16 protein-coding genes are annotated in these 14,295 nt (G+C 73.2%); 14 read left to right on the top strand and 2 right to left on the bottom strand.

Going from position 1 to position 14,295, the window contains the following annotated elements; genetic code table 11:
* The first annotated feature begins 37 nt into the window (after positions 1–37).
* Complete coding sequence (locus ASF20_RS25130) at positions 38–1,555, top strand: DUF2793 domain-containing protein (protein WP_056277388.1); 1,518 nt, start codon at positions 38–40, stop codon at positions 1,553–1,555.
* Positions 1,556–1,565: 10 nt separating this feature from the next.
* Here ASF20_RS25130 and ASF20_RS20265 read toward each other — a convergent pair whose 3' ends face one another.
* Positions 1,566–1,775, bottom strand: coding sequence for a hypothetical protein (locus ASF20_RS20265; RefSeq protein ID WP_056211916.1), 210 nt, complete (start codon positions 1,773–1,775; stop codon positions 1,566–1,568).
* Positions 1,776–1,873: 98 nt separating this feature from the next.
* Here ASF20_RS20265 and ASF20_RS20260 point away from each other — a divergent pair, with 98 nt between their 5' ends.
* The 6 genes from ASF20_RS20260 to ASF20_RS20235 all read left to right on the top strand — a co-directional run bounded on the left by ASF20_RS20260 (position 1,874) and on the right by ASF20_RS20235 (position 5,041).
* Complete coding sequence (locus ASF20_RS20260) at positions 1,874–2,557, top strand: lysozyme (RefSeq protein ID WP_082501474.1); 684 nt, start codon at positions 1,874–1,876, stop codon at positions 2,555–2,557.
* 50 nt (positions 2,558–2,607) lie between these two features.
* On the top strand, positions 2,608–3,177 hold the full coding sequence (locus ASF20_RS20255) for a hypothetical protein (protein ID WP_082501486.1): 570 nt from the start codon (positions 2,608–2,610) through the stop codon (positions 3,175–3,177).
* 45 nt (positions 3,178–3,222) lie between these two features.
* Positions 3,223–3,570 (top strand): hypothetical protein, encoded by a 348-nt coding sequence (locus ASF20_RS20250; RefSeq protein ID WP_056277385.1) that lies wholly within the window; start codon positions 3,223–3,225, stop codon positions 3,568–3,570.
* A 10-nt stretch (positions 3,571–3,580) separates the two neighbouring features.
* Positions 3,581–3,790 carry a hypothetical protein gene (locus ASF20_RS20245; protein WP_056277383.1) on the top strand — a complete coding sequence of 70 codons (210 nt, stop codon included), beginning with the start codon at positions 3,581–3,583 and terminating at the stop codon, positions 3,788–3,790.
* Between the two features lie 100 nt (positions 3,791–3,890).
* Complete coding sequence (locus ASF20_RS20240) at positions 3,891–4,262, top strand: PepSY domain-containing protein (RefSeq protein WP_056211910.1); 372 nt, start codon at positions 3,891–3,893, stop codon at positions 4,260–4,262.
* Positions 4,263–4,363: 101 nt separating this feature from the next.
* Complete coding sequence (locus ASF20_RS20235; protein WP_056211908.1) at positions 4,364–5,041, top strand: response regulator transcription factor; 678 nt, start codon at positions 4,364–4,366, stop codon at positions 5,039–5,041.
* Between the two features lie 195 nt (positions 5,042–5,236).
* Here the strand turns inward: ASF20_RS20235 and ASF20_RS25375 are convergent, their stop codons facing one another.
* Entirely contained in the window at positions 5,237–5,749 is a 513-nt protein-coding gene (locus ASF20_RS25375) for a type II toxin-antitoxin system prevent-host-death family antitoxin (RefSeq protein WP_082501473.1), read from the bottom strand.
* A 249-nt stretch (positions 5,750–5,998) separates the two neighbouring features.
* Here ASF20_RS25375 and ASF20_RS20225 point away from each other — a divergent pair, with 249 nt between their 5' ends.
* The 7 genes from ASF20_RS20225 (at position 5,999) to ASF20_RS20195 (ending at position 14,278) form a co-directional block, all read left to right on the top strand.
* Positions 5,999–7,417 carry a sensor histidine kinase gene (locus tag ASF20_RS20225; RefSeq protein ID WP_056277378.1) on the top strand — a complete coding sequence of 473 codons (1,419 nt, stop codon included), beginning with the start codon at positions 5,999–6,001 and terminating at the stop codon, positions 7,415–7,417.
* 207 nt (positions 7,418–7,624) lie between these two features.
* Positions 7,625–9,154 carry a c-type cytochrome biogenesis protein CcmI gene (gene ccmI / locus ASF20_RS20220; RefSeq protein WP_056277374.1) on the top strand — a complete coding sequence of 510 codons (1,530 nt, stop codon included), beginning with the start codon at positions 7,625–7,627 and terminating at the stop codon, positions 9,152–9,154.
* A gap of 145 nt (positions 9,155–9,299) precedes the next feature.
* Complete coding sequence (gene ccmE, locus ASF20_RS20215; RefSeq protein ID WP_056211898.1) at positions 9,300–9,821, top strand: cytochrome c maturation protein CcmE; 522 nt, start codon at positions 9,300–9,302, stop codon at positions 9,819–9,821.
* Positions 9,822–9,897: 76 nt separating this feature from the next.
* Positions 9,898–11,898 carry a heme lyase CcmF/NrfE family subunit gene (locus ASF20_RS20210; RefSeq protein ID WP_056277370.1) on the top strand — a complete coding sequence of 667 codons (2,001 nt, stop codon included), beginning with the start codon at positions 9,898–9,900 and terminating at the stop codon, positions 11,896–11,898.
* Complete coding sequence (locus tag ASF20_RS20205; RefSeq protein ID WP_056277367.1) at positions 11,895–12,365, top strand: cytochrome c-type biogenesis protein; 471 nt, start codon at positions 11,895–11,897, stop codon at positions 12,363–12,365. The genes ASF20_RS20210 and ASF20_RS20205 overlap by 4 nt, the downstream gene beginning before the upstream one ends.
* 219 nt (positions 12,366–12,584) lie before the next feature.
* A complete protein-coding gene (locus ASF20_RS20200) occupies positions 12,585–13,280 on the top strand; it encodes a DUF1007 family protein (protein ID WP_056277364.1) in 696 nt (231 codons plus the stop codon).
* On the top strand, positions 13,271–14,278 hold the full coding sequence (locus ASF20_RS20195; RefSeq protein ID WP_056277361.1) for a nickel transporter: 1,008 nt from the start codon (positions 13,271–13,273) through the stop codon (positions 14,276–14,278). Before ASF20_RS20200 ends, ASF20_RS20195 begins: the two co-directional genes overlap by 10 nt.
* Positions 14,279–14,295 lie beyond the last annotated feature (17 nt).

The following is a 14,295-nucleotide window of genomic DNA, read 5'->3' as shown; positions in this document are numbered from 1 at the left end:
CGATTCAACCCAGTCCCGAGACACCCGGAGCCCGACGATGCCCGAGACCACCCCGATTCTGGCGCTGCCGCTGATCGCGGCCGGCCAGGCCCAGAAGCACGTCACCCACAACGAGGCCCTGATCCAGCTCGACGCGGTGGTCCAGCTCGCCTGCCGCGACAAGGACCTCGCCGCGCCGCCGGCCGCCCCCGCCGAGGGCGACCGCTACCTCGTGCTGAGCCCCGCCCCCACCGGGGCCTGGGCGGGGCTGTCCGGCCAGGTCGCCCAGTTCCAGGACGGGCGCTGGCGGGGCCTCGCGCCGAAACCCGGCTGGCTCGCCTGGATCCTCGACGAGGACGAACTCTACATCTTCACGGCCGCCGGATGGGTCAGGTTCCGCAGCACCCTCCGGCAGCTCCAGACCCTGACGCGCCTCGGCCTCGGCACCACCGCGGACGCCGCCAACCCCTTCGCGGCCAAGCTGAACACCGCCCTCTGGACCGCCCTGACGGCGGCCGAGGGGGGCACCGGCGACCTGCGCTGCACCCTCAACAAGCAGGCGCCCGGCAACGTCCTCTCCCTGCTGTTCCAGAGCGCCTTCACGGGACGGGCCGAGATCGGGCTGTCGGGCAGCGACGATCTCACGATCAAGGTCGCGCCCGACACCGGGGGGTTCCGGGAGGCCCTGCGGATCGACCGGGCGACGGGCCGGGTCGACGTCGCCGGGCCGGCGCCCGCCCCTCTCCTCGGAGCGCCGGCCCTCCGCCTGACCCAGGACCTCGCCACGGATGGCAGCCTGCTGGCCGGCGGCCTGACGATGCAGGCGTCGAGCGGGGGCCTCGCCTGGACCGTCGCCGGCCTGGCCGGAACGGGCGGAACGGGCGGAACGGCGGGCGGCTTTCCGGGGGGCCTCGCGGTCTTCGTCAAGCCGGCGGACGGAGCCCGCCCCGGCGCCCTGCGCGAGGCGGCGCGCTTCGGGCCGGAGGGCAATCTCGGCCTCGGCACCAGCGCCCCCCTGACGACGCGGCTCGGGGTCGCCGGCATCATCGCCCACGCCGCCGACAACACCTGGAGCCTCGGCACGCCGGCGCTGCGCGCCTCGGTGCTCTATGCCGGGACCGGAGCGATCAGCACGTCCGATGCCCGCGAGAAGACGCCGGTCGCCCCCCTCTCGGAGGCCGAGATCGCCGCCGGCCGCGCGCTGGCCCGGGAGATCGGCACCTTCCGGTTCCATGACGCCGTGGCGCGGAAGGGGGACGGGGCCCGGCGCCACGTCGGCCTCACCGTCCAGCGGGCCGTCGCGATCATGGAGGCCGAGGGCCTCGATCCCTTCGCCTACGGCTTCGTCTGCCGCGATTCCTGGCCAGCGGTCGCCCCGCAGGAGGCCGTCCCGGCCACGGAGGCCGTGCGCGACGCGGACGGCGCCACGATCGCGCCAGCGGTCCCGGCACGGGCAGCCTGTCCCGGGCGCGCGGCCGGCGAGCGCTACGGTTTCCGCACCGACCAGCTGCTGCTGTTCCTCGCCCGCGGCTTCGAGGCGCGGCTCACCGCCCTGGAGGCGGCCGCCGGTCCCTGATCCGCGCGGGTCAGCGCAGGTATCCCGCCGCCCGCAGGTCGGCCTCGACCGCCTCGCATAGGGCCGCCAGCGGGTTGTCGTTCCGGGCGGCGGGCGGCTCGACCGGCCGCATGGGCGGGAACGCGAGGTCGGGCGGCCGCGCCGACCCCTCACGGGCGATGTCGCCGGTCTCAGTCTCGGTCTCGCGTCGCAAAGCCGTCGAGATGAGCTTTCGCAGCATGTCCGCCCCCGACCCCGCGGTCCTTCCAAGTATCGCGTCAGTTATCGCGTCGCGTATCGCGCAAGTCTAGCTGCCACGCCATCAAGCGGAGACAGGCCATGAACCTCAGTGCCATCGGCGAAGCCGTGCTCATCGCGCGCGAAGGGCGCCGCCTCACCGCCTATCGCGACAGCGTCGGGATCTGGACCATCGGCATCGGCCACACCGCGGCGGCCGGGCCGCCCCTGGTGACGCCGGGCCTGCGCCTGACCGCGGCCGCCTGCGACGCCCTCTTCCGGCGCGACGTCGCCCGCTACGTCCGGGCGGTGGACGATGCCATCCAGGACGCCTTGCCCGACGCCTTGCCCGACCACGCCTTCGACGCCCTGGTCTCGCTCTGCTTCAACATCGGCCCGTCGGCCTTCGCGCGTTCCACCGTCGTCCGGCGCCTGAAGGCCGGCGACCGCGACGGCGCCGCGGCGGCGATCCTGCTCTGGAACCGCCCGGCCGCGCTGATCCCGCGGCGCGGCGCCGAGCACGACCAGTTCCTGACGCCCTACGACCGCGCCCTGCCGCGGGCGCGCCGGAGCGACGCGGCGCCGGTTCCCGCGCCAAGTGCCCTGACCCCGTCCCTGCAGCTTCCCCTGACCCCGCCCCTGCCCGTGCAGCGCCGGACGGTGCCGCGCATCCCGCCGCTGCCGCGCCGCGGCCTCGAGCCGGCCCCCGATCCGGCGCCCGGGCGGCCCGTCGCCCTGGCCCGCCTGTGGGCGACCCTCCGCAACCGCCTGCGCGGCGGCCTCTGAGGGCCGGCCCCTCCGCCTTCGCTTCGATGTCCCCACCGATGGAGTCCGCGATGATCCGATTCGTCCCCGTTCCCTCGCGCGCCCGCCCCTTGCGCGCCCGCCCCTTCGCCGCCGGCGTCGGCCTCGCCCTCTTGGCGGTCGCAGTGGCCTCGGTCGCGGGGGCTTCGGCGGCCCCTTCGGCCGCACCGGCGACCGCCGCCGTGACCGTCCCCTGGGGGGACGCCCTCGCGGCGGCCGTCCAGGGCATCGGGAGCGTGGTGGTGCCCCTCGCGGTCACCGCCCTGACGGCGGCCCTGGCGCGGATCGCCGGGCCCGTGCGGGTCCTGATCACGGCCAGCCTGGTGGAGCGTCTGGTGCGCAATGTCGGCGCCTACGCGGTCAACGCGGTGGCGGGGGCGGCGCAAGGCCGCACGCTGACGGTCCCGATGGGATCGCTGGTGATCGCAGGTGCGGTCCAGCGCGGCCTCGACGCGGCTCCGGGCTGGCTCATCCGGGCCGCAGGCGGCGTCGACGGCCTCGGCGAGAAGGTGTTTCGCAGCCTGCCCCTGGCGGAGGAGGCCACGGTCGCCAACACGCTTCTGCCCGCGCTCCGGGCGGCGCGGGCGCACCGCCCGGCCTGACGGACGGGGTCCGCGGGCGGGGGGAATCTCACGAGGGAGGGGGCCTTGCAGAAGATCGCCCTGGAGGCCGCGCACCTGCTCGTCTCGCAGGAGGGCGCGGGATGGATCGTCGCCGTCCTCCTCGGCCTCGCCTGCTTCCATCTCCACCGGGACTCGGTGCGCGCCCAGGAGGCGCGCCTCGGGGATACCGGCGCCACCGCCACCGCCCTCGAGCGGGCCTCGCAGAGCCATGCCGCCGTGGCGGCCGCCTTGGAGAGCCGGACCCGGGTGCTGGACGACCTCGCCCGCGTGATCGCCGAGCTCGCGCGCAGCGTCGAGCGCAACGACGAGCGGGCGCGGGAGAAGCTGGACGACATCCTGCGCCGGCTCGCCGAGATCCGGCCGCGCCCCTGAGGACACCGCCATGGACCGCCTCGCCCTCCTGCTGAATCGCCGCCGCGACCGCCGCCGGGTGGCGGCCCTGCGCCTGCACGACGCCCGGGCGGGGTTCGACCGCTCGTCCCAGGCCCTGCGGCGGGCCGCCCTCGCGCATATCGACAGCCAGGCCCTGGTCGGAGCGACCCTCCGGGCGACCCTCGCGCGCCTCGCCGCCCAGGCCCCCGGGCCGGCCTGAGCCGCGAGCCCCCGGGAGCCCGGCGGGAACCGAATGGCCGAGGTTGGGCTTGGGTCGGCATTCAGGGCACATTCAGTGCATCCTTCCTAAACGTCATCGCATGCGCATCCTCCTCGCCCTGGTGTTGATCGGACTGACCGTCGCGGGCTTCGCGACGGGTTCGATCGACACGTTCGCGGAGGAGACGACGACGGGCACCAGCGCGGTCTCGGCGCCCTTGATCGCGATGCCCCGCAGCGAAACCTGTCTCAGTCCGGCGGACCTGCGCGAGGCCGTCGCCGAGAAGCGGGTGATCGCCCCGGTGGCGGCCATCCGCGCCGCCCGCCAGGTGATTCCCCGCGCGGAGATCCAGCGGGCCCGCCTGTGCCGGAGCGACGACACCCTCGTCTACCTGCTCACGGCCCTGCGCCGGGACGGCCAGTTCGTCCACGTCGTCGTCGATGCCACCACCGGGCAGGTCAGCGGACCGTGAAGGCTTTCGGCCGGAAGCCGTTTCGCGCCGGCGCGGAGACGTCTAACGTGCGCGCCGCGCCGACCCGCGGGTCCGGGCCATCATCGTAGGAGTTCGGGACCGTGCGGTTGCTCGTCGTGGAGGATGACCGGGACATCAACCGGCAGGTGGTGAACGCCCTCGAGGAGGCCGGCTACGTCGCCGACAAGGCCTTCGACGGCGAGGAGGGGGGCTATCTGGGCGAGAGCGAGCCCTACGACGCCATCATCCTCGACATGGGCCTGCCCAAGACCGACGGCGTCAGCGTTCTGCAGAAGTGGCGCCGGGCCGGCATCAAGACCCCGGTCATCATCCTCACCGCCCGCGACCGCTGGTCCGACAAGGTCGACGGCTTCGATGCCGGGGCCGACGACTACGTCACGAAGCCCTTCCACATGGAGGAGCTGATGGCGCGCGTGCGCGCTCTGCTGCGCCGCGCGGCCGGCCACGCCACCAGCCAGATCGCCTGCGGTCCGGTGGTGCTCGACACCCGCTCGGGCCGGGTCTTCGTGGACGGCAACCCGGTCAAGCTGACCAGCCACGAATACCGCCTGCTCTCCTACCTGATGCACCACACCGGCCGGGTGGTCTCGCGGGCCGAACTGACCGAACACCTCTACGACCAGGATTTCGACCGCGATTCCAACACCATCGAGGTCTTCGTCGGCCGCCTGCGCAAGAAGCTCGCCGTCGACCTGATCCAGACCGTGCGGGGCCTCGGCTATCTCGTCGACCCGAACCAGCCCGCGCCGCGGGTGTGATCTCAACGACGCGGACTCACCGCGAGCCGCCTCGCCCGGATCAGGGTCTGCATGTGCGCGAGCACGAGGGCGAAGAAGCGCCGCGGCACGGTTCCGTAGATCACGCTCGGCGGGTCGTGGTCGGGAATGGACCGTAGGTCCGGTCCCGGCCAAACGAAATCGTTGCCCGCGGACACGATGACCTACTGTCGCCGGTCATCGAGGCCCACGCTTTTGCAAACCTCCGCGGGAATTTACAGGCCGACGGTTCGGCCCTCGGGCTCCCGATGGGTGATCGGAACCACGATGCAGCTTCCGTCCGTGGGTTTGCGTGCGATGACCAGGACGGCGGGTCGGTCCTTCCGCGCCGATTCCAAACCCTCGCGACTCTCGTCCGACCAGAGGAACGCGTACCGGATCACGGTCCCGGGCGATCGGCGGCTCGCCCGGGACCATGGTCGGAGACCTGCGCTCATCCGTGTCCGTCAGGCCTTTCGGGACCTCGGCGCTCAGGATCGCGTCGGCGATGTCGTCCGGGATGTCGTCGATCGTGAACGAACGCCGGTCGCGTTCGCGCAGGCGGATGAATTCGTCATAGGCCACGAGGACCGTCTTCGGGCGCCCGTTCTTGCTGATCACGACCGGGTTACGGATCGCCTCGTCCTGATAGAATCCTGCGCGCTTGGCGAAGTCGGTGGCATCCGTATCGATCAGTTTGAACAGGTTCATGCCGATCCAAGCCTCGACAACAAGCGGAGACAGATCCGTATAATCCGTATTCTGCGGATTATACGGATCGAGTCATGGTGAGACACGGGCCTGCGCCCAGGCTAGAATGGGCGTGCCGGTCAAGCCGGAGTCGATCGAAATCTCAGGCGACCACCCCAAGACCCGTGCGATCGGCGGCGGCACATCCTCGGCCGTCGCGTTGATTTTCGGCTGCAACGCAGATCGGCTGCAACCCAGACTTTGGCCAGCATGATTCCCTCCCCCTCCTGGCTCCCGATGCGCCGCCGCTCGATCGCGGTGCGCCTCGCCACCTCGGCGCTGCTGGCGAGTTCGGCGATCCTGCTCATCGCCGCCTGGATCCTCACGACCCTGTACCGCGAGAACACCGAGCGCGCCTTCGACAGCCGCCTGCTGGTCTACGCCAACAACCTCGCCACCGACCTCGTCTCGCCCAACGACCCCGAGAGCCGGTCCTTCACCCTGAGCGATCCGCGCTTCGACCTGCCCCTGTCGGGCTGGTACTGGCAGATCGGCCGGCCCGACGCGAAGCCGCGCGACCTGCGCACCTCGCGCTCCCTGGTGGGCGTGCCCCTGAAGGCTGCCGCCAACCCCGACAGCAAGGCGGGCATCGGCCAGATCCGCCAGGGCTACGGCCGGGCCCAGGACGAGCGCCGCCTGCGCATCATCGAGCGCGACGTCGATCTCGGCGAGGAGGGCCGCTACACCGTACGGGTGGCCGGCCCCGCCGACGAGATCGAGAACGACGTCGACCGCTTCCGCTTCTCGCTGATGGTCACCTTCGGGCTCCTCGGCCTGTCGCTCGCCCTGACGACCCTGCTGCAGATCCGCTTCGGCCTCGCGCCGCTCGCCAAGCTGCGCACGGCGCTGGGCGCCATCCGGCGGGGCGAATCGGACCGCATCACCGGCGAGTATCCGCGCGACATCGCCCCCCTGGCGGGCGAGGTGAACCTTCTCATCGAGACCAACCGGGAGATCCTGGAGCGGGCGCGGACGCAGGTCGGCAACCTCGCGCACGCCCTGAAGACCCCGCTCTCGATCATCGTCAACGAGGTCGGCGCCGCCGATGCACCCGACGACCTCGCGGCCAAGATCCGCGAGCAGGCCGCGGTGATGCGCGACCAGGTGAACTACCACCTCGACCGCGCCCGGGCCGCGGCACTCGCCGGCACCCTCGGCACCTCCACGGAGGTCGAGCCGGCGCTGGCCGGCCTCGTGCGCACCTTCGGCAAGATCTACCGCGACAAGGACATCGCCTACGAGGTCCACGTGCCGGCCGGCCTGCGCTTCCGGGGCGAGCGCCAGGACTTCGAGGAGATGATCGGCAACCTCGTCGACAACGCCTCGAAATGGGCCCACGGCCGCGTGGCGATCCGCGCCGAGGCGGTGGGCAAGAACGATTATCCCCACCTTCTCGTGGCGATCGAGGATGACGGCCCGGGCCTCGCCCCGGAGGACCGGGCGGACGTGCTCGGGCGCGGCCGCCGCCTCGACGAGACCAAGCCCGGCTCCGGGCTCGGCCTCTCGATCGTGGCCGATCTCGCGGCCCTCTATCGCGGCCGCTTCCGCCTGGAGGAGGCGACGCTGGGCGGCCTGCGGGCGGTGATCGAGGTGCCGGGCGATGCGCCGGCTGGCGTGGCCCCGCACTGAGCCGCGGGCCCGCGGAGGGCCGCGCACCGGCGTGAGGGCCGCCGATCCCCGGCCGGGATCCCGGGACCCGGTTTCCCCGCAAGCCGTCATGCTCTAGGGTTGCGTCCTCCCCCCGACGTGCTGCGCGTGACACCGTGTCGCCCGAGGCCTGCATCGTGCCGGCGGGGGCCCGCGTCTACATGCAAGCGGGGCAGCGTTCGGGGCGTGATGACGGCACTTTGGTTCATACTGGCGGTCATGACCGGCGCGGCGGTGTTCGCCCTGCTCTGGCCGATGTCGCGCCGGGCCAATCCCGCCGCCCCGCCGGAGGGCGGTGGCCTCGCCACCGAGACGGGCTTCTACGAGGACCAGCTCCGCGAGATCGAGCGCGACGAGGCCCGCGGCCTGATCGCGCCCCCCGAAGCGGAGGCCGCGCGCACCGAGGCGGCCCGGCGCCTGCTGCGCGCCAACCGCGCCGGCGTCCCGGCGGCCCAGGACATCGCCGAGCCGGCCCTGCGCCAGCGCCGGGCGGCCTCGGCCTTCGCCCTCTCCACCATCCCCCTGGTCGCGCTCATCGCCTACGGTCTCTACGGCTCGCCGCACATGCCGGCTCAGAGTGCGGCGGAGCGCCAGTCCGCCCAGAGCGGCGACCAGGACCTGCTCAAGGCCATCGGCCAGATCGAGGCGCGGCTCGCGGCCGATCCCACCGACGGGCGCGGCTGGTCCGTGCTCGCCCCCGTCTACATGCGGATGGGCCGCTTCGACGACGCCGCCCATGCCTACGAGGCCGCCACCCGCATCCTCGGCGAGACGGCGCAGCGCCTGTCCGACTGGGGCGAGGCCCTGGTGGCGGCGGCCAACGGTGCGGTCACGCCCCAGGCCAAGGCCATCTTCCAGCGGGCGGTCGACCTCGACGGGCAGGTCGCCAAGCCGAAATTCTACCTGGCGCGGGCGGCCGAGCTCGACGGCGATATTCCCCAGGCGATCCAGCGCCTCCAGGCCATGGCCGACGCGGCGCCGGCTGACGCCCCCTGGCTGCCCCTCGTGCGCGAGAACCTGGCGCGCCTGAAGGGCGAGGCCGCGCCTGGCGAGACGAAGGCCCCCGAGGCCGGCGCCGCGGCCGCCCTCCAGGCCCTGCCCCCGGCGAGCCGCGACGGCGCCATCCGCGCCATGGTCGACAGCCTCGACAAGCGCCTGGCCGACCGGGGCGGGAGCCTGGAGGACTGGCTGCGCCTCGTGCGCTCCTATGGGGTGCTCCAGGAGCGCGACAAAGCGAAGGACGCCCTGGAGCGGGCGCGCAAGGCCCTGGGCGACGATCCCGAGGCGAAGACCCGCCTCGACGCGATCGCCGCCGAGGCCGGTCTGGCCGCGGCCCCCGCGGATGCGGCCGCGGCCACGCCCTCCGCTCCTCCCGCCCGGAGCGGTTCGGCCTCCGACGAGGCCGCCCGAGCCGGCACGGAGGCCGCCGTCGCGGCCGTCAAGGCGATGCCGGTGGCCGAGCGCGACGCCGCCATCCGCGGCATGGTCGCGGGTCTCGACCGCCGCCTGGCGGCCAAGGGCGGCAGCGTCGACGATTGGCTGCGCCTTATCCGCTCCTACAGCGTGCTCGGCGAGCGCGAGCGCGCCCTCCAGGCCCTCGATCGGGCCCGCATGGCCCTAAGCCCCGATGCGGCGGCCATGGAACGGCTCGGCGAATTGTCGCGCGAGCTCAGCCTCCAGCCCAGCGCGAAGCCCGGCAATGCGGCGGCAAAGCCTTGAGCCCCTGACAATCGGTCCCGGCCCCGGCCCTTGACCCGGGTGGCGCCCCGGCCGACACCGGAACCTGCAAGAAACCCCGCCGGGCGGTCCGGCGCGGAACGCGCGCCGCCCCACCGTCCGAACCATCAACCGGGATCCTGCCCACGTGACCCGCAAGAGCCGCCGCCTGATCCTGATCGCCGCCTGCGGCGCCGTGCTGGCGTTGGCGCTCGGCCTGATCCTGTCGGCCATGAGCGGGTCGATCGTGTTCTTCCGCTCGCCCACCGAGGTGGCCGCGCAGACCGTGGCCCCGGGCACGCGCTTCCGCCTGGGCGGCCTGGTAAAAGACGGCTCGCTCCAGCGCGGGCCGGACCAGACCGTCGACTTCGCGGTGACGGACACCAACGCCACCATCGCGGTCCAGTACCGCGGCCTGCTGCCCGACCTGTTCCGCGAGGGCCAGGGGGTGGTCGCCGAGGGCACCCTGCTGCCGGGCGGCCTGTTCCGGGCCGACACGGTTCTGGCCAAGCACGACGAATCCTACATGCCGCGCGAGGTCGCCGACGCCCTCAAGGCGCAGGGCCGGTGGCAGGAGGGCAAGGGCCTGGTCGACAAGCCCGCAGCGGCCGCCCCCGAGGCCCAGACGGTCGCCGGCGACAAGACCCTCGGCCAGCGCAGCGAGCGATGATGCCCCGCGCGCCCCGGCCCGTCCCCCGTCGGCCCCGCGTCCCGCGGCACATCCTCCCTTGGAAGGACACCCCGCCTTGCTGATCGAGGTCGGCCATTTCGCGCTCGCCCTGGCGCTCGCCCTGTCCCTGGTCCAGGCGGTGATGCCGGTCTGGGCCGCCCGCTCGGGCGACCAGGCCCTGCGGGCCGTGGCGACGCCCGCCGCCCTCGGCGCCTTCGCCTGCATCCTGTTCAGTTTCGGGGCGCTGACCTACGCCCACGTCACGTCGGACTTCTCGGTCCTCAACGTGATCGAGAACTCCCACACGGCCAAGCCCTTCCTCTACAAGATCTCCGGCGTGTGGGGGAACCACGAGGGCTCGATGCTGCTCTGGGTCCTCATCCTCGCCCTGTTCGGGGCGCTGGTGGCGGTCTCGCGCGAGTCCGTGCCGCCGACCCTGCGGGCGAACACCCTGGCGGTGCAGGGCCTGATCACCTTCGTGTTCGTGCTGTTCATCATCACGACCTCGAACCCGTTCACCCGGGTGAGCCCGGCCCCGGTGGAGGGCAACGACCTCAACCCGCTGCTCCAGGATTTCGGACTCGCGGTGCACCCGCCGCTCCTCTACGTCGGCTATGTCGGCTTCTCGATCACCTTCGCCTTCGCCATCGCGGCGCTGATCGACGGGCGCATCGACGCGGTCTGGGCCCGGGCCGTGCGGCCCTGGACCCTGATCGCCTGGAGCTTCCTGACGCTCGGCATCGCGATGGGCTCGTACTGGGCCTATTACGAGCTCGGCTGGGGCGGCTGGTGGTTCTGGGACCCGGTCGAGAACGCCTCGCTGATGCCCTGGCTCGCCGGCACCGCCCTCCTGCATTCCACCGTGGTGATGGAAAAGCGCGACGCCCTGAAGGTCTGGACGGTGCTGCTCGCCATCCTCACCTTCTCGCTCTCGCTCCTCGGCACCTTCATCGTCCGCTCGGGCGTGCTGACCTCGGTCCATACCTTCGCCACGGACCCGACCCGCGGCGTCTTCATCCTGGCGATCCTGATCCTGTTCATCGGCGGCTCGCTCACCCTGTTCGCCTGGCGGGCGCCGATGCTGCGCCAGGGTGGCATCTTCGCGCCGATCTCCCGCGAGGGCGCGCTGGTGATGAACAACCTGTTCCTGGCCGCCGGCTGCGCCACCGTCTTCGTGGGCACCCTCTACCCGCTGCTGCTGGAGATGCTGACCGCCGAGAAGATCTCGGTGGGGCCGCCCTTCTTCAACTACACCTTCGTGCCCCTGGCGATCCCGCTGCTGCTCATCGTGCCCTTCGGCCAGACCCTGGCCTGGAAGCGCGGCGACGTGCACGCGGCGACGCAGCGCCTGTTCGCGGCCCTGGCCGCCGCGCTGGTGGTCGGCCTCACCGTGACGGCCCTGACCTGGGGCGGCCCGATGATGGCACCCGTCGGGATCGGCCTCGGCGCCTACCTCGTCATCGGCTCCGCGATGGAGATCGTGTCCCGCGCCCGCGGCTACGGCGGCAACCGCGCCCGCGGCGCCGCGATCTGGCGCCGCGCCGCGGGCCTGCCGCGCTCCGCCTGGGGCACCGCGATGGCCCATGCGGGCGTCGGCGTCGTGGTCCTGGGCATCGCCGCGCAGGGCTGGGCGACGGAAGGCTTGAAGACCCTGAAGCCCGGCGAGTCCCTCGCCTCGGGCCCCTACGTGGCGACCCTCGACCGGGTCGGTCCGCGCACCGGCGAGAACTACGCCGAGACCACCGCGTTCCTGACCATCCGCAACGCGGGCGGCGACTTCGTGGGCACGGTGGAGACCGGCAAGCGGTTCTATCCGAGCCGCAAGATGACGGTGACGGAATCCGGCCTGCTGACCATCGGCGCGAGCCAGGTCTATGCCAGCCTCGGCGAGGTCCTGCCGGAGGGCGCCATCGGCCTGCGGCTCTACTACAAGCCCCTCGTGCTGCTGATCTGGCTCGGCGCCGTGGTGATGGCGCTGGGCGGCGCGATCTCCCTGACCGACCGGCGCATGCGCGTCGGCGCCCCGGCGCGGGCACGGGCCAAGTGCGTCCCGCCCGGCATGGCCCCCGCCGAATGAGCCGGGCCGTGCTCCCGCACCTCGCCCTGGCGCTCGGGCTGACGCTGGCCTCCGTCGGCGGCGCCCTGGCGGTCCAGCCGGACGAGGTGCTGAAGGACCCGGCCCTGGAAGCGCGTGCGCGGGACATTTCGTCGGGCCTGCGCTGCCTCGTCTGCCAGAACCAGTCCATCGACGATTCCGACGCTCCCCTCGCCCGGGACCTGCGCCTCATCGTGCGCGAGCGCCTGACCGCCGGCGACGACGACAAGCAGGTCCAGGCCTACGTGGTCGGGCGCTACGGCGAGTACGTGCTGCTGCGCCCCGTCTTCGCCCTGCACACCCTGCTCCTGTGGCTGACCCCGGTCGCGGTGATCGGCCTGGGCCTGTTCGGGCTCTGGCGCCTGTCCCGCCGCCGCCCGGCCGCGGCCGCCGCGGGCCTCAGCGCCGAGGAGCGTGCCGAGATCGCCGCTCTGACCCGGCGAGACTGACCCCGGCCGGCTGCGGGCCGAGCGCGGTCGGCGTCGCTCCCGCCCGCCTGCGCGACACGGCCTCAAAGGTCCCGGGGCGCGTGGTCCGGATGCACAAGCGCCCGTGGGCCGACGCCTCGCTTTTGCCCCAGTGAGGCGGGAGACCGGTCCGCAGCGACGGACCCCGCGGCCGGCGCGGCTTTACGAAGTCTTTACCCTGACTCGCGAGCGTCCCGTGCCATGCCGACCGCCTCGCTTTTCCGCATCGCCGCCCTGGCCGGAGCCGCCCTCGGGGCCGCCCTGTCCGCGCTCCCCGCCCAGGCGCATCCCCACGTCTGGGTGACCACCAAGGCCGAGATCGCCTACGGCGAAGGCGGCCGCGTCACCGGCGTCCGCCACGCCTGGACCTTCGATGCCTCGTATTCGGCCTTCGTGACCCAGGGGCTGGACACGAACAACGACGGCAAGCTGACGCCGGACGAACTCGCAGGCCTCGCCGCCGAGAACACCGCCAACCTCGCCGAATTCGCCTACTTCACGAAAATGAAGGTCGGCGGCAAGGAGCAGGCCTTCGCCGATCCCGTCGAGCCCCGCATGGCGATGGAGGGCGACAAGCTGACCCTAAGCTTCCTCCTGCCCCTGAAGACGCCGGTGGCGCAGGGCCGCGGCGTCACGGCCCTGGAGGTCTACGACCCGACCTTCTTCGTCGCCTTCAGCCTGGCGGAGGGCGTGGATGCCGCCCGCCTCGCCGGGGCGCCGACCGGCTGCGCCGCCACCCTCACCCGACCCAAGACCGAGACCCCGGACGCCAAGACCGCCGATGCCAAGCCCGGCGATGCCAAACCGGGCATGTCGGAGGCGTTCTTCGAGGCGCTGACCTCGGCATCGAACTACGGCGTCCAGTTCGCCAACCGGATCATCGTCGCGTGTCCGTAGGCACCGCCCTCGACGCCGCCCGCCCGGACGGCCGGTCCCGCCTCGCCCGGCAGGTCCTCCTCGTCCTGGCGGCCGTCGCCCTCGCGACCCTGATCGTCGCCGGCCTCGCCTGGCTGGTGAGCCCGAGCGTCACCGCGCCGCCGCCGCGCTCGCCCTTCGGCATCGGGTTTCGCGAGGCCACCCCGTCCGCCAGCGGCCTTGGGGGCCGGATCCTCGCCCTGCAGGCGAGCTTCTCCCGCAGCCTCCAGGCCGCGGTGCAGTCCCTCAAGGCGGGCGGCGCGTGGGGGCCGATGATGCTCCTCGGCTTCGCCTACGGCGTCTTCCACGCCGCCGGACCGGGCCACGGCAAGGCGGTGATCGCCGGCTACATCGTCGCCGGCGAGCGGGCCCTCACCCGCGGTTTCAGCCTCAGCTTCGCCGCCGCCCTGCTCCAGGCCCTGGTCGCCATCGCCCTGGTGGGCATCGGGACCCTGGTGCTCGGCGCCACCGCCGCCGGCATGACCCGCGCCGGCACGGTGATCGAGACCGTGAGCTTCGCCCTCGTGGCGCTCCTCGGCCTCAGCGTCACCTGGCGCAAGGCCGGCCGACTGGCCGGCCGCACCGATCCGACCTGCGCCCCCGGCTGCGGCCACGTCCACCTGAACGACGCCGCGGCCCTGGCCCGGCTCGACTCGTGGCGCGAGCGCGCCGGCGTCGTGCTGGCCGCGGGCACGCGCCCCTGCGCCGGGGCGGTGCTGATCCTGGTCTTCTCCGCCTCGCAGGGCCTGCTGGCCGCCGGCATCGCCGCGACCCTGGCCATGGCCCTCGGCACCGCGCTGACCACGGGCACGCTGGCGAGCCTCGCGGTCTTCGCCAAGGCCTTCGCCCTGCGCCTCGCGGGCGGACGCGGACGGGCCGGGGTGCTCGCGGTCGGCGGCCTCGAACTCCTGGCCGGCGCCTTCGTGCTGGTGCTCGGCCTCGCCATGCTGGCCGGGCTCGCGGCCGATCTCGGCGGCTGACGCCTCTGGCGCCCTTA

Origin of the sequence: Methylobacterium sp. Leaf88 (genome assembly GCF_001422795.1) — a bacterium.
Classification (GTDB): Bacteria; Pseudomonadota; Alphaproteobacteria; order Rhizobiales; family Beijerinckiaceae; genus Methylobacterium.
This window is presented reverse-complemented; position numbering and strand designations above follow the sequence as displayed.